This is a genomic window from Azospirillum sp. Marseille-Q6669 (genome assembly GCF_965111635.1).
This window is the reverse complement of the sequence record NZ_CBCOOP010000001.1, coordinates 2,364,039-2,379,526: the sequence shown is the minus strand read 5'-3', so window position 1 is coordinate 2,379,526 and position 15,488 is coordinate 2,364,039. Positions and strand designations below refer to the sequence as shown.

Annotated in this window: 12 protein-coding genes; 2 read left to right on the top strand and 10 right to left on the bottom strand. The window is 69.5% G+C overall.

Features of this window, described 5'->3' with window-relative positions:
* Positions 1-84 precede the first annotated feature (84 nt).
* Both ACWPXE_RS10575 and ACWPXE_RS10570 read left to right on the top strand, forming a co-directional pair.
* On the top strand, positions 85-2,043 hold the full coding sequence (locus tag ACWPXE_RS10575) for an O-linked N-acetylglucosamine transferase, SPINDLY family protein (protein ID WP_454017787.1): 1,959 nt from the start codon (positions 85-87) through the stop codon (positions 2,041-2,043).
* A 109-nt stretch (positions 2,044-2,152) separates the two neighbouring features.
* Positions 2,153-2,410, top strand: coding sequence for a hypothetical protein (locus ACWPXE_RS10570; RefSeq protein WP_014197368.1), 258 nt, complete (start codon positions 2,153-2,155; stop codon positions 2,408-2,410).
* Here ACWPXE_RS10570 and ACWPXE_RS10565 read toward each other — a convergent pair.
* The 10 genes from ACWPXE_RS10565 to ACWPXE_RS10520 all read right to left on the bottom strand — a co-directional run bounded on the left by ACWPXE_RS10565 (position 2,380) and on the right by ACWPXE_RS10520 (position 15,399).
* On the bottom strand, positions 2,380-3,450 hold the full coding sequence (locus ACWPXE_RS10565; protein ID WP_454017786.1) for a response regulator: 1,071 nt from the start codon (positions 3,448-3,450) through the stop codon (positions 2,380-2,382). The two genes, ACWPXE_RS10570 and ACWPXE_RS10565, sit on opposite strands and share 31 nt — an antisense overlap.
* Before the next feature lie 230 nt (positions 3,451-3,680).
* The gene (locus ACWPXE_RS10560; RefSeq protein ID WP_454017785.1) at positions 3,681-4,430 is read right to left on the bottom strand and encodes a response regulator transcription factor; all 750 of its coding nucleotides are present in this window, start codon (positions 4,428-4,430) and stop codon (positions 3,681-3,683) included.
* 49 nt (positions 4,431-4,479) lie between these two features.
* Positions 4,480-7,371 (bottom strand): response regulator, encoded by a 2,892-nt coding sequence (locus ACWPXE_RS10555; protein WP_454017784.1) that lies wholly within the window; start codon positions 7,369-7,371, stop codon positions 4,480-4,482.
* Positions 7,372-7,795: 424 nt separating this feature from the next.
* Entirely contained in the window at positions 7,796-8,557 is a 762-nt protein-coding gene (locus tag ACWPXE_RS10550) for a hypothetical protein (RefSeq protein ID WP_454017783.1), read from the bottom strand.
* 148 nt (positions 8,558-8,705) lie between these two features.
* Entirely contained in the window at positions 8,706-9,479 is a 774-nt protein-coding gene (locus tag ACWPXE_RS10545) for a hypothetical protein (RefSeq protein WP_454017782.1), read from the bottom strand.
* 21 nt (positions 9,480-9,500) lie between these two features.
* Complete coding sequence (locus tag ACWPXE_RS10540) at positions 9,501-10,754, bottom strand: ATP-grasp domain-containing protein (RefSeq protein ID WP_454017781.1); 1,254 nt, start codon at positions 10,752-10,754, stop codon at positions 9,501-9,503.
* Positions 10,751-11,536, bottom strand: coding sequence for a GNAT family N-acetyltransferase (locus ACWPXE_RS10535; RefSeq protein WP_454017780.1), 786 nt, complete (start codon positions 11,534-11,536; stop codon positions 10,751-10,753). Before ACWPXE_RS10535 ends, ACWPXE_RS10540 begins: the two co-directional genes overlap by 4 nt.
* A 1-nt stretch (position 11,537) precedes the next feature.
* Positions 11,538-12,590, bottom strand: coding sequence for an ABC transporter substrate binding protein (locus ACWPXE_RS10530; protein ID WP_454017779.1), 1,053 nt, complete (start codon positions 12,588-12,590; stop codon positions 11,538-11,540).
* Positions 12,587-14,563 carry an MFS transporter gene (locus tag ACWPXE_RS10525; protein ID WP_454017778.1) on the bottom strand — a complete coding sequence of 659 codons (1,977 nt, stop codon included), beginning with the start codon at positions 14,561-14,563 and terminating at the stop codon, positions 12,587-12,589. Before ACWPXE_RS10525 ends, ACWPXE_RS10530 begins: the two co-directional genes overlap by 4 nt.
* Positions 14,560-15,399: a hypothetical protein gene (locus ACWPXE_RS10520; RefSeq protein WP_454017777.1), complete on the bottom strand. Its 840-nt coding sequence runs from the start codon at positions 15,397-15,399 to the stop codon at positions 14,560-14,562. The genes ACWPXE_RS10525 and ACWPXE_RS10520 overlap by 4 nt, the downstream gene beginning before the upstream one ends.
* Positions 15,400-15,488: the final 89 nt, after the last annotated feature.

The following is a 15,488-nucleotide window of genomic DNA, read 5'->3' as shown; positions in this document are numbered from 1 at the left end:
GGACGTGACGTGGCCGGGCGGTCTACTCTCCCCCGAGTTGCACCGCCCTTCCGCGCGATGCCCGCTCCTCAAGATGGACGCTTCATGACGGACAGCCGCAGCCTCCGGCCCTCGCTCACCGATGTCCTGACCCTGCACAACGACGGCCGCGGCGACGAGGCGGAGCGGGCGTACCGCCAGATCCTGAAGCGCGAGCCGCGGAATCCCGACGCCTGGCACCTGCTGGGCGTGCTGCAGTCCGAGCGGGGCGATTTCGACGCGGGCATCGCCAGCATCCGCACCGCGCTGTCCATCCGGGAAGCGCTGGAGTACCATCTGAATCTCGGCTCCGCCCTGTTGGACTCGGGCCGTGTGGATGAGTCCCTGGACGCCCTGATGGCGGCGTTGCGCCTCGGGCCGAACCGGGCGGACATCCATTTTCGGCTGGGCAACCTGTTTCGCCTGCAGCGGCGGCCCAACGAAAGCGTCGCCGCCTACCGCCAGGCCATCGCGCTCCAGCCCGGCTTCGTGGAGGCGCTGAACAACCTCGGCTCCCTGTTCCTGGAGGTCGGGCAGACCGACGCCGCCGTCGCCGCCTTCACCGACGCCATCCAGGCGGCGCCGGCCAACGCCCAGTCCCACTGCAACCTCGGCTATGCGCTGGACCTGCAGGACCGGTTGGGCGAGGCGGCGGCGGCTCACCGCGTCGCCCTGGCCTTCCAGCCCGATTTCGCCCTGGCCTGGTCCAACCTCGGCAACGTCCTGAAGGGGCAAGGGCATCTGGAGCAGGCCATCGCGGCCTACCGCTCAGCGCTGACGCACCGTCCCGATTTCCCGATGGCGCACAGCAACGTTCTGATGGCCCAGCATTACTTGCCGGAGTGCGGAAACGCCGACTTCCTCGCCGCCGCACGCGACTGGGCCGAACGAAGCGGCGGGGGATTCCCGGTGGCCGCTCCGGTCGTCCGCGACGACCAGCCCCGTCCGCTGCGCATCGGCTACGTCTCCAGCGACTTCAACAGCCATCCCGTCGGCTATTTCCTGGAAAGCGTGCTGAGGGCGCACGACCGCAAGGCGGTCACCGCCTTCGGCTACGCCAACAACGGCCGCACCGACGACGTGACGGAAAGCCTCCGCGCCGCCGCCGACGGATGGCGCGCGATCGTCGGGATGGGCGACGCGGCGGTGGCCGACCTGATCCGGCGGGACGGCATCGACATCCTCGTCGACCTGTCCGGCCACACCGGGAACAACCGCCTGACCCTGTTCGCCCGGCGGCCCGCCCCCGTCCAAGTGAGCTGGCTGGGTTACTTCGGGACGACCGGCCTGCCGGCCATGGACTGGATCATCGCCGACCGCCACGTCCTTCCGCCAGGGGAGGAGCGGCTCTTCACCGAGAAGGTCTGGCGCCTTCCCGAGAGTTATCTGTGCTTCACCCCGCCGGCGGAAGAGGTGGCGGTCGGGCCGCTTCCGGCTCTCGGCGGCGGATCGGTCACGCTCGGCGCCTTCCACAACCGGGCCAAGATCACCCGTCCGACCGTCGCGCTGTGGGCGCAGGTCCTGAACGCCCTGCCGCAAGCCCGCCTGCTCCTGAAATCGCGGGAGTTTGCCGATTACGGCGTGCGGCAGCGCCTGCGCGACCAGTTCGCCGCGCACGGCATCGCGCCGAATCGCCTGCGCATGGAAGGGAAAACGCCGCGGGCAGACTATTTCAACAGCCTCAACCGCATCGACCTCGCGCTGTCCCCTTTCCCCTTCGGCGGCGGTACGACGACGGCCGAGAGCCTGTGGATGGGCGTGCCGGTGGTGACCCTGCGCGGCGACCGCTGGGCGGGGCGGATCGGGGTCAGCTTCCTGGAAACGCTGGGCCTCGCCGAGCAATTGGTGGCGGACAGCCCGGAGGACTACGTCGCCAAGACTGCCGCCCTCGTCGGCGACCTTGGGGCGCTGGCCGCCCTGCGCGCCAGCCTGAGGGAATGCATGCGTCAATCACCTTTGTGCGACGCGCCGGCCTTCGCCCGGTCGCTGGAGGAGGCCTATCGGTCGATGTGGCGCGAACCGTAAGGGGACCGCGGGCGTGCCAAAGGAAGTCCTTCCGATACGCCCTGGCACAACGGCGCCGAACATGCGTTGAAAGGACCGACGACGCAGCGGAAGCGAGGCCGAGACGCCGATGATGAAGGATCCCAAACAGATCGCCCGGGTTGCCCTGCAATCGGCCCGCGTCAATGTGGAGGTCTACGAGGCCTGCGGCCTGATCGACACGCCGTCGGCCCACGGCCTGCGCTACAAGATCGCCGTGCAGGCCAGCGATGTGAACGGCGACGAATGCCGTTTCCCCTCCTGCGCCTGCCCCTGGCCGGACTGTTCCCGCCAAGCGGAGGCCGGAGCGGCGGACGATCAGCCCAGCGGGCCGACCGTCTCCACGTAACGCTCCATGGCGGCGACGCCCTCTTCGGTCAGTTCGATGAAGACGCGGCGGCCGTCCTTGTCGTCGGCGATGCGCCGGACCAGCCCGCGGTCGTGCAGGTCGGTGATGCGGCGCAGCGCCGTGGTCTGAGCCACGCCGGACGCGATGCACAGCGACGACACGGAAATTCGCCGGCCCTGGAGATGATTGATCATCAGATCCAGCAGCATGTCCCAGCAGGGGTCCTCGAACAGGCCCTTGGGAAAGAACTTCTCGCGGGCGGCACGTTTGCGACGGATGGCCGTCAGGATGCCCAGGCTGTCCGGCGCACCGCCTTCCGGCACCGGTTCGCAAACGATTTGAGCCGCGGTCGTCATCGCCGCAGGAGAGGTTGCTGGTGCGGTCGCCGCGCGATGAGCCGCGACGAAGGGCATCACGCGGGCCGCCGCAGCCTCTCCGCGCAAGGCGCGCACCGTCTCGACCAGCGCCAGCCCGTGGCGATAAGCCTGCTCCAGCGCGTCGTCATGGCTGCCCATCGACACCGGCGGCCGATCCGGGACCGACGATGCGATCCCCTCCCCACCGCTGAGGACACGGGCGAGCGCGCGCTCGATCTGCGTCTCATCCTCCGGGTCGGTCACCACGTCGGCGGCGTCGAGCCGCAAGGCGCGCACCACGTCGTCCGCCTCGGGGTTGCGGGCGAAGAGGATGCAGGCGAGGCCGCGGTGGGTGCGGTGCAGCCGCTCCATCAGCGCCAGCCCGTCGAACCAGGGCGACCCGCCGTCCACGAAGACGACGCCGACGCTGCGGTCCACGTCGAGCAGGCCCAGAGCCGAGATCACGTCGCGCGTGTCCTGCACCCGGTGGCCGAGCCGCAGGGCGCAGTCGCGGATCCCGGCGATGGCCGCGCTGTCGTTGCCGATGATCAGAATGGAAGGCGCCGCCGCACAATTCGGTGCTGAGTAGCCCGCTGCCGTTTGACTGGCCGCCGTTTGACCAGCCGTCAAGTGACCAGTCAGCGTGAACCGCTCCGCCGAACGCGAAACCAGGGACCGTTGCATGCCGCTCTCACCCGCATCAGATCGCGCGCCGGTTGACCGGCGGCTGTGTCAGGCCCGGCGCGGCGACCCGTTGCGGCGGAACTCTCCGCCACCTCCAGGTACCCGCTTGGAACCGTCAATCATTCGTTGGGTGATGTATAGCATTACCCCGTTCGAACGCGTATCAACGGCCGTTGATACTTTTCTGCCGGAGTAACGTGCGGTTTATTATTGCATATTAATCATTATCGTCAAGATTCGTCAGATTCCAATGCATAACCGACCCCGCGGACGGTAACAATCGGCGAGGCCGCGCCGTCATCCAGCCGCATCTTGCGACGCAACCGGGTGATGAGCGTGTCCACCGTGTGCTCGCTGATGGAGCGGGGGTCGCGGTTGCTGATCACGTCCAGCAGATATTCGCGGCTGACCGGGTTGGGCCGCATGGCCGCCAACGCCGCCAGGATGTTGAACTCCCCCGTCGTCAAAGCGAGGTAGGAACCGTCTGGACGGAACAGCGCGCGGCGCACCAGATCCAGGCGCCATCCCCGGAAGGTCAGCGGCGCGTCGGGCGATGGCACCGGGGCGCTTTCGACGGGCGCGGGCGGATTCGGAGACGCCCCGGAGCGGCGCAGCAGGTTGCGGATGCGGATCAGCAATTCCAGCAGGTCGACCGGCTTGGTCACATAATCGCCGCCGTGGGACAGACCGGCGACGCGGTCGGTCGGGCTGTCACGGCCGGTCACGAAGATCAGGGGAACGGTTTCCCCCAGCCGCAACCGCTCGGCCAGAGCCAGCCCGTCGCAATCCGGCAGATTGATGTCCAGCAGCACAAGGTCCGGCCGGTCCTGCGCGATGCGCTCCGTCAGTTCCGCCCCGTTCGCGGCCCGCAGCACCCGCAACCCCTGGTGCTCCAGATAGGTGGCGATCAGATCCTGCGTTTCGGGAGAATCCTCGACCACCAGCACGGTCCGCCCGACCAGCTCCGATCCGACGCTCATGCCGCCCTGCCCGCCGCTGCCGTTCCCCTCGCAACACTACCAGTCGCCGTCATACCAGCCCCGCCTCCCCCTTTTCGATGGCGCGCAGGGCGGCGTGAAGCCGGTCCCGCAGCGCCGCCGCGTCCCCCTGCATGGAAGCGGCCCCCCCGCTCCCGCTTTCGACGGCCTGCGCCGTCCGCTCCAGCGCCCGCGCTGCGGCGCTCACCTCCGGAAAGCCATAGGTGCCGCCGCTGCCCTTCATGCGGTGGGCCGCATCGACGACCCGCCGGGGCGGCGAGTCCGCATCGTCGAGAACCGCCAGCACGTCCCGGCAGGCCTGGGCGAAGCGGTCCATCAGCCGCGCGCGGTCGGCGGTCGACAGCCCGCCGGTGGCGGGTCCTCCAGTGAGCGGCGCCCCCTGAACCGCCAAGGGCGGAGCGGGCGCGCAGGAACCCGACGGCGCGTGGCGGGCGAGCGCGTCCTGAAGCGCATCGGGGTCCACCGGTTTCGCCACCACCTCGTCGACCCCGGCCTCCAGATAGTCAGCCCGGTCTTCCGGCGAGCTGTTGGCGGTCACCGCGATCACCGGCACCAGCGCCCGCTCGGCGTCCGGCAACGCGCGGATGCGCCGCGTCACCTCCACCCCATCGATGCCCGGCAGCCGCATGTCGAGCAGAACGACGTCCACAGCCCTGATCGCCAGAACCGCCAGGGCCTCCTCCCCGCTCTCCACATAGACGGCGCGGTGGCCGCCGGGCGCCAGATACTCGCGAAGGATGGCCTGGTTCTCCGGTGCGTCCTCCACCACCAGAATGTCCAGGCTCCCCGGCAGCGGCATGGGAGCGGAGCGGCCCGGCGATGGATCGGCCACCGGCAACGGGCGTGTCGGCAGCGAGACCGTGAAGAGGGAGCCGCCGCCCGCCCGGCCTTCCAGGCAGACGTCTCCGCCCATCAGCCGGACAAGCCCGTTCACGATGGCGAGACCCAGGCCGGCGCCGTCGCGACGGTTGCCTTCCAGGCGGTTTCCTTCCAGACGATGAAAGGGCTCGAAGATGATGGCCTGCGCCGCCCGCGGCACGCCGGGACCGCTGTCCGCCACCGTCAGGCACAGGACGACCGTCCCGCTGGCCGCATCCGGCGGCGCCGGCTTCGCGGTCAGCGACACCTCCACCCCGCCGCACTCGGTGAATTTCACGGCGTTGCTCAGCAGGTTCAGGACGATCTGGCGCAGGCGCAATGGATCGATCCAAAAGCGCGCCGCCCCCAGCCCGCTGATCATCAGGGACAGGGCGAGCCCCTTCTCCTCGGCGCCCGCGCGCATCAGCGCCACGGCGTCCTCGACCAGCGCCACCACGTCGGTGGGTTGGGGATGAAGCTCCATCCGGCCCGCCTCCAGCCGCGACAGATCGAGGATGGTGTCGAGCATCGAGACGAGATGCCGCCCCGCCCCGTCCGCGACGCGCAGCCGCTCGTCCATCTGGTCGGTCGGCCCCTCGCGGCGGATCACCCGCACCATGCCGAGAACGGCGTTCAGCGGGGTCCGGACCTCGTGGCTGAGGTTGGCGAGGAAGCGTTCCAGCGTCGCGGACTTGTCGGACAGGGCGCGGGTGCGCTCGGCGATCTGGCGCTCCAGCCCCTCGTTGAGGGCGGCCAACTCCTGCGACAGCCGGCGCTCGTTGAGGAAGGCCGTTTCCACCCGCCGCCCCAGCACCAGCGCGTGGCTGAACAGGAACAGCAGCGCGCCGTAGGGAACGAGGTCGATGCTCTCGAAGAAATGCGCGTACATCAGCGCGTCGTGCACCACCGACCCCAGGAAGGCCAGCGCCCCCGCCCCCAGCAGGAGCGCGCCGGAACGGCGGCGCAGTGCGGCCACGGCGAGGCGCCACGCGAAATACAGGGCAGACAGCACCAGCAGCAGGCTCGCCACATCGCGCAACCGGGTGAATTGCGCCGGTTCCGTCACCAGCACCAGGAACACGCCCGGCACCGCGACCGCCATCATGACGCGCCCCACCCCGCGGTGCAGACATCCGGGAAACAGCTCGCGCAGCAGGTGGAAGTAGATCGGGTAGAACAGGTAGATCGGCAGATATTCCAGCCGGTAGGCCCACACCTCCGACACGCCGGGGAAGAAGACCCGCAGCAGCTCGCTGGTGCAGATCAGCCGCATGGCGCAGGCGGCCAGCAGCATGACAAGGAACAGAGGGGCCGCCGACAGGCGCCGGCGCAGGAAGGCGCCGATGAACAGCGCCATCAGGGACAACGACATCAACGCCCCGGCGTTGGTCATCAGCTGCCGCTGCCACAGCCGCGACAGCCCGCCGTTGGCGTCGAGATAGATCGTACGCCCGATCCCGCCCTCGAAATGGAAGTGGTTGGACACCTCCACCGCCAGTTCGATCACCCGCTGGCCGCCATGCAGCGTGACGAAGCGCGAGACGGAGGAGGACTGCTCCTGCGCGGCGGCCAGGGCCGGAACACCGGCGGCGGCGACCGAGCGGCCGTCGACCCATACCCGCATGGCGGAATTGACCGGCGGCATCTTCAGCGTCAGCGGCGGCATGCCGGGCGGCAACAGGATCTTCAGGCGGAAGGTGGCGGCCCCCATCCCATCCATCTCCCGGCCGTCCGGGCGCTCGGCCCCGTTCCAGATCGCCGGCAGGGTGAAGGGCGTCCAGAGTCGGCCGTCCGGCTCCGGCAGCGGGTTCAGGGTTTCCTCGCCGGCCAGACGGTCCCAGGACACCAGCCATTCGCCGTCCAGCGACACCGGCCCGTCGAGATCGGCGTACCAGCCGCGCAGGTCGAGCACGCCGTGCTCCGCCTGCGGCAGGACGGTGGCCAGGGCCGGAACGGTGCCCGGAGCGGCACAAAGAAGAGCGAAAAGCAGAACAGCGCCCAGCCGTCGGGCGGCACAAGCAAAAATGGCGGTTACGGACGGCATGACGGCAGGCGGCAGAGGCACCGGGGCACAGTTCCTTCGACAGGCGCATGGCACAGGCCGCGGCCCGACCCGCAGGCCGAATGGCGCCCAACCAATCCCATCATGAGAGGTATCGCAAAACGGTCGTTACGGAAATACCGATGCACTCAGGCATTTAAAGCCGAAACCCCATAAACCCGAAACCGGCCACGCTGCGAAGTATAATCAGCCATCGGCGCAACAACGACTCAGAAATTCGCAACAAGCTTCATCGATCGTAAATCCTATAGGAATTGTGGTTTTAATCTTTCAATCGAGGATACGGCCCATACTTGCCGCCGACCGCCGGACACGGCGATTCCATCAGGGTTCTCTAATGGGAAAAGCGTCCGGAACCGCCTGAACACAGGCGAACTTCCGGACGCTCCCAACCATTGAGCCCGATGGGCCGCGGCGCTGGACGCGGTCAGGCCATAGCCTTCATCTGCTTGTCCATGCGGGCGAGCACGGCCATTACCTCCTTGCAGCGGCTCTTCACATCCTCGTCGGTCTCCGGGAGGCCGTCCTGGGACGAGATGTTGCGCCAGTCTTTCAGGAAGGCCTTCAGTTCGGGCATTTTCGGCAGCTGGGTGCCGACGCCGCGGATGTCTTCCTTCCACAGGTCCTGATAGTCGCTCACGGTCTTCGCCGTCTTCAGCTTCTTCGCCAGCGACAGCATGTACTTCTCAAGGATCTCCCGACCCTTGGCCCGCACCTTGTCGGCCTTCTCGATGGCGTCCTTCATGCCCTCGTAGTCATCGACGATCTTGTCGCCGAGCGAGGATTGGTTGAAGGCGACGAAGAGCTGATCGGCGGCCTTGGCCACCTTCTCCGCGTGGGCGGTGGAATCCTTCGGAATCAGCTTGTTCGATTTGAACTTCTTCGCCGTCGCCTCGGCCAGATCGCGGAGTTTTTGGAGCTGGGTGCGCAGCGGCTCGACCGAGCGCTTGTACTCCGCCCGCGCCTCGTCCAGCAGCGAGTCGAGGTCGTCCAGCGTCGCGTTGCTGGGAGAGTTCACCGACACGCTCAGCTTCTTCCAGTCGATGGCGCTGTGCGCCTTGTCGACCGCCTTCATCGCGTCGCCGACGCCGGTCTTGCCGGCGATCTTGGCGATGGCGCCCTTCTTCTTGTCCCAGTCCTTCTGGGTCAGGATGTCCGGGATGTCGATGCGCTTCAGGGGACCACCCATGTCTCAGCTCCTCCGCTTAACCAAACATTCACCCTATCGGTCTGCATGGTAGGAGGCGGGCGCGCCCCTCGGAATCGGCGATTGCTCCTCTCCCACCACTACCGGAACCGAATGGGTCCAAAACGGCGGCTTCGCTCCCCGCCTCGTTTCAGCGGCCGCCCACCAGCTGCACCACACCCTTGCAGACGGTGGCGAACTCCTTGATGAGGTCGGTGATCTGGCGGGCGGTGTAGTCGGGCGGCACGCGCATCGGCGGCCCGTCGCCGCCCTGCCCGGCCCAGGGGGCGAGCTTCCGGCGGTAGAAGTCAGGATCGGCGCGCAGCCCGTCCAGCGCCTTCGCCGCGGCGAGCTGGGTGGCGAGATCACGGGCCAGCGCCGGGAACAGCTCGTTGTAAGTGTCCGGCGTCGGCTTGGCGCGCACCTTGGCGACCCCGGCGGCGGCGCGGGCGAGCGCGCCGTTGATGTTCGCCTCCCACCGCTTCTGCGCGCGTTCCGACGAGGCGGCGTCCTTCTCGGCCTGGGCGGCCTGCGCCTTGAAGCGGTCGGCGTCCGCGCCGATATTCGCCTCCAACTCGGCAAGGTCCTTGACGAGCGCCTTCATCGCCCGCTCGCAGGCCGCCGCCGCGGCCTTGTCGCCACGGCTCGCCGTATCCTCGTCCAGGGCCTTGTCCAGCGCGGCCAGATAGGCCTTGCGCGCCTTCACGGCGTCCTTTCCGGCGGCAGCAAGATTCTTGGCGGCCTCATCACCGGCGGTTCCGGCGCGGTGGACGGCATCGCCGGACTTCAGCGCCTTGACCAGCGCGGCGTCGCCGGTCAGCGCGGCGGCGACCGCCTTGGCGTCCTTCGGCCGATGCTTCGCCGTTGCAGCCTCGAAGCGCTTGCGGGCCGCGGCCCACCGCTGCTCGTAAGGGACATGCGCCATCGCCGCCCGCCCGCTCCGACGCTACGCGACAGTCGGCTGGAGGCGGTCCTCCAGGGAGCGGATGGCGGCCCAGTCGCGCTCGAACACGGCGCGGTCGGGATGCGCCAGATAGATTTTCGCCAGCACCTGCGTCAGATCCAGCGTCGGCACCACCTCATCCCCAACCCGCGGCACGAGGCCGTAGCCGCGCACGCTCGCCATCCCGTCCAGGATGGAGAGGTCCGGCAGCGCCTCCACCCGGCCGGACACCAGCACCGGCAGATAGAGGACCATCGCGTCGGCCTGGAACCGGTAATGGCCGTCGAGCAGCGGACCGACCGCCGCCGCACCGTCGAAGGCGTCGACCAGCAGATCGACCTGATCGTGCCCGGTGCCCGCCGCGATGCCGGTGGTGGAGCCGGCCGGCCCCATGGCGCGCGCCGCGATTTCCACCAGGGCCGGGCCACGGGCGGTCATCCGCACCTCGGCATGGCCGGCACCGTCGGTGATCTCCAGTGCGTCGAGGACCCGGCGGATGTAGCCCATCAACGCCTGCGCCACCGGCTCCTCCGGCGGCAGAAGCCGGTAGTAGTCGTAGACAAAGGGCGACCCGTTCAGCGCCCGCTTGGCCGACAGCAGCACATCACTGACATAGTGGCGGCCACCACGGCTGACCGTGTTGACGACGTATTCAAGGCCGTCGAGGTAGGTCTGCACCAGCACCCGCTCGTTGGCCAAGCCGCAGAAGTCGCGGCTGCCCAGGATGGCGTCGACAGCGGCGCGCAGCTGCGCCGGGGTGTCGCAGAAATAGACATGGTCGGTGGAGGCGCTGGCCATCGGCTTCGCCACCACGGGCCAGCCCGCCTGTGCCGCCCACTCCACCGCCTCCGCGGCGCCGGTCGCCATGGTCTGGCGGGCGGTCAGCAGACCGGCGGCGGCCAGCCGCTCGATCATCATGAACTTGTTGCGGCGCGCGGCGGTCAGCTTCGGGCTGTTGCCCGGCGTGCCCAGAACGGCGCCCAGCGCGTCGGTCAACTCCACCGCGGACTCGTTGCCCGGCAGGATGAAGGCCGGGGCCAGCGGGCGCAGCGTCCTCGCCAGCGTGTCGAGGTCGCCGTCATGGAGGATGTGCGCCGCGAAATCGTCGGGCTGGTAACTGCGCAGCAGCGACGGGGCGAGGTCCGGGCGGCTCTGCACCGCGACCACGTCGTAGCCCCGCGCGCGCAGGCGTGGTGCCAAAAGGATGCCGGTGGAATAGGGATCGACGACGACCGCCGTTTTGAGCGGAGGGCTCATGGCGTGACCTCCAGCGCGGCATCCTGGGGCAGTGCCTGCACCGCCTCGACCGGGCGCGCGTAGGTGACCAACGGCACTGGACCGTCCAGCTCCACCGAACGCCCGACCCACCCGGCCTCGATCACCGCCCTCTGTTCGTCCAGCTCCGGCACGGCGAAGACACGCTCGCTGCCCGGCATCCAGGCGGGCGGGGCCGCTCCCAGATCGCGGTGCAGCAGGTAGCGCAGCCGACCGCTGGCGTGCATGACCAGCACCCGCCGCACCAGGAAACCGCCAGTCAGCAGGTTCGACAGGCTGCGCGGGTTGGACAGGGCGACGCGCGAGAATAGGTGAGGACGCCCGGCTCCCAGCGCGTGGAGCGTGCGCAGCGTCACCAGCAGCCGTTGCAGCCCGTTGCCGCGGAAGTCCGGATGGACCATGCAGCTCGCCATATGGGCGGTGGCGATGACGGCGGGGCGCGTGCCCGGCAGGTCGTCCACGAAGGCCGGCATGCCCGGCTGCGGCAGGCCCAGGATGGCGCAGCCGATCAGCCGTCCCTCGGCCTCCAGACCCAGAGTCACGCCGCGCTCGCCCAGATGCAGCCCGGCGAACTCCGGCGTCTCCGGGAAATAGGCGTCGATGTCCGGCAGTTGCCCGAAGATATAGCCGCGGAACGCCTCCAGCGCCGGCAGGTCGGCGGGGCCGAGGAAGCGGATGCGGTAGGGAACGCAGACCGGGGCGCCGCACCGGACGCGCAGCATGCCCGTGTGGACCGTCTGTTCGGGGGATAAGAGGACCGTCATGTCAGGCGTCCTGCACGATTTCGGCGATGTTGAGCAGGCGCATCGGCGGGTAGAGGTCCAGTTGCTTGGCCGCCCCGATGCGCAGCAGCAGGGAGAAGCGGTTCAGCGTCTCCACCGGGATGCCGTCGGCGGGCTTGGCCCCGGTCAGGATCTCCACCGCCTTCAGCCCGGCGAAGCGCCCGACGTTGACCGCCGGGCTGACCAGCCCCATCAGCAGGTTGGCCCGGCGGATCGGGAGTTCGGTGGAGCAGAAGGTGGCCAGCCGGTGGGCCAGCGCCTGCTCCGCCACCACCGCGTTGTTGTTGGAGGCGACCAGCGTGTCCGGCCCGATGTAGACCAGCTCCGCCCCGGCGCGCGCCGCGTCGGCGATCAGGTCGGGGATGGCGGCGGCGACCGGCGCGCCGGAGGCGTCGCGCGGCAGCGCGGCGTCGTGGATCTCCACCCCCTGGCGGGCGGCCTCCTCCTTCAGGTCGCGCACCGCGACGACCATGTTATCCTCCGCCGGGTTGTAGACCGCGGCGATCTTCTTCCAGCGCCGGTAGGACAGCATCGTTTTCATCTGCACCGCGACCGGCGCGATGTGCCGCGTGCCGGTGACCGCGCGCCCCGGACGGTCGAGCGCGCGCACGACGCGCGAGGCCACCGGATCGGTGACCGAGGTGAAGACCACCGGCACGTCGGTCAGGAAGCGCGACGGGTCCGGATCGTCGTAGCGCCCGACCGCTCCCAGCGTCAGCGGGGTGAAGACCGTCACCACCAGATCGGGCTTGGACGCCCGGATCTCCGGCAGCAGCGCCGGCATGGCGGAGGCCTGCGGCACCTCGCGCACCTCCACCGTGGCGGACAGGCCGCTCGACGCGATGAAATCGCGCAGGCCCAGCACGTCGCCGACATCCTTGCGCGGGGTCAGCACGACGATGCGCGCCGGTTTGGCGGCGGTGAAGGTCCTGGCCGCCGGACCGAAGGATGGCTGCGCAAGGGCCGGGAAACCACCAGCGGCCAGCGTTCCGGCGGTGAGGGCTCCCGTCAGGACGGTGCGGCGGGACAGGCTCATGCGGGGGTCCTCTGCGGGAAATCGGCGGGCGGGCGCGGGCGGAACAGGGCGCTCAGCAGCAGCTGCACGGCGACGCAGGCCGCCAGCACCGCGCCGATGCCCTTCAGCGCCCCGGCGTAGCCGTAATGGGCCAGGAACAGCCCGGCCAGGAAGGGCGCGACGACGGAGCCCAACCGCTCGATCAGGCGGAACATGCCGATCACCGTGGTCTCGCCCAGCGCCGCCCGCTCCTTGACGCAGACGTCGGCGAGCATGGCGAGCTGCGGCGCGCCGAGCATGGCGTGCGCCACCCCCAGCAGGGCGACCCCGGCCAGCGCCGTGCCGAGCGACCCCGGCATCGACAGCACCCAGGCCGCTCCGGCGGCGACCAGCCCGCCCACCACCAGGAAGCCGACCCGCTGGCCCGAGCGGTCCGACAGCTTCGCGGCCATCGGCGACACCACGATCATCAGCAGCCAGTAGAGCAGCAGCACGCGCCCGATCCAGGACTGGCTGACGCCCTGGTCATCCAGCGCCAGCGGCAGCAGGAAGAACAGCAGCGCCGTCAGCCCCAGCTTGGCCGGTACCGCGCTGAAGACAGCCAACCCGACGAAGCGCGGGTTGCGCAGGCACAGCACGGCGTCGGCCAGACGCAGGCCGCGGCTGGATTTGGCCTGGGCCGCGCGCACCCGTGGCAGCACCTGCCACGCCATGAAGGCGGCCAGCAGCGCCAGCCCGGCGGAGATCAGGAAAGTCGTGCGGAAACCCACCTGTCCGGCGATCACGCCGCCGATGGCCGGGCCGCAGACACCGGCGCTGAGGATGCCGCCGGCGTACATGGCGATGGCCTGGGCGCGCTGCTTGGGGTCGGTGGCGTCGATGACGAAGCCCTGCGCGGCGATGAAGACGCTGGCGTAGCCGATGGCGGTCAGGCAGCGCGCGACGATGAGCTGGATGAGGTCGGTGGCGAGACCGGAGCCGACCAGACCGACGAAGGAGAGCAGCGCTCCGCCGAGGAACACCGCCCGCCGCCCGCGCCGCTCCGACACGCTGCCGGCGATCGGCTGGCTGACCGCCCACAGCAGCATGAACAGGGCGATGGGCGCGCCGATGACCATCTCCATCGACAGGCCGGGCACCGGTTCGAACAGCTGCTTGATGTAGACGGACAGGAAGGTGCGGGTCAGCTCCTCCGCCAGGGAGAAGATGAAGATGGCGAAGCGCAGCTCCACCACCCGCTGCATCATGCCGATCTTGGTCATGGCCTGCTCGGAGGCGGTCATGTCGGCCTTGTGCTGCACGCTGTCCAGCGCCCAGTCGACGGCGCGCGACAGCTCGCCCACCTCGTCGCGGTTGCGCAGGGCGACGCGCACGCCGAGATGCCCGTCGGCAGCCTGCTTCATCACCGCCGTCACCCGGCGCAGCGGCGCCGCGACGGAGGAGCCGACGACCAGCAGCAGAATCTCGATGTTGAGCAGGATGGCGACGATCAGCACGGAGCCGAGGTCGAACACCACCTCGTTCATGGCGGAGCGGACATAGCCGGAATCAACGCCGACATGCAGCCGCGCCTCCTCGTTGCCCTCCAGCGGCAGGACGGTGTCGAGGAACTGCGGGGGCTCGCCCTCCGGCGGGGCGTCGGCGACGGTCAGGCGGTTGCCGGACCGCGCCTCCTCGGTCCCGGAGAAGGCGTGGAGGCGGCCGCCGATCTCCAGCGCCAGATACTTGACGTCCGGGTTGGCGGCCAGCGCGTCGGACAGCAGCTCGTCCATCCCGACCAGCCTGTCCAGCTCGAAGCCGAGCGCCACCGCGCGGTCGATCTGCGCCACCACGTAGGACCCGACCACCTCGGCCTTGCGGGCCAGTTCCGGCTCGATCAGCGGGCGGAACAGCGTGTTGACGTGGTTGGTCTGGACGGCGAGGCTGACCAGCATCAGGACGGACACGACGCCCGTCAGCATCCAGTTCAGGCGGCGGATGAAGGACAGCTTCATGGCGTGACTCCCGCCGGGCGCGCGGTCTCCGCCGCCGGACCGGCGGGCTGTGGATGGTCCTCCTCCGCTCCGTGCTGCTGCTGTTCCAGGATGCGGTCGGCGAAGTCCTTCAGGCCGGGGGCGAAGGCCACCAGTTCCGGGGTCAGGTTGGGCGGCTCGCCCATGCCCAGCATGTTGATGCTGGCGGTCATCTCGCGCAGCCGCCGCTGGATCGGGCGCAGCAGCAGCCAGACCGCGACCATGGTGACGAGAAGCCCGGTCACCAGATTGATGCCGCCCGACAGCAGCAGGTCCGGGATGGTGCCGCGGATGCCCGCCTGCACCTCGCCCAGCGAATAGGTCAGGGCGACGCCGCCGGCGACACCGCCGAAGGCGTTGCGGATGCCGAGCAGAAGCGCCTGGCTGTCACCATCGGCGACGGCCGCCACCCGGTCGGACTTGCCGTCGCGGGCGAAGGCCGCCTTCCAGCCGGCGGGAATCGCGCCCACCGGCCCGCCGCGGCCCGCTGCCGCCAGCACCTCGCCCGTGTCGGTGAACAGGACCAAGCCGGTGATGCGGTCGTCCCGCGCCATCGCGCGCTGGATCAGCGCGTCGAGATTGCGCAGGGCGGTGATGGACACGCCAAGACTGACGGCGCCTTCGACCTCCCCCGCCAGCCCGCGCAGGGCGACGGTGAAGCGGGACGCCACGGTGTCCTCCACCATGCGCTCCATCTTCAGATAGGAGAGCGCCGCGGTGGAGAGCAGCGCGAAACAGAGCGCCACCTGCAGCAGCAAAATGATCTTGGTCGTCAGGGTCAGGCGCATGGGTCCGGTGCCGGCAAGGAGTGCAGCCACCTTACGCGCATCGCCCGCGCCGCCGTTTCCGAGACGGGTCCAGTCTGGAGAAGACCCCGGCGACATGGCTCCGCTCCGGCCCAACCCCG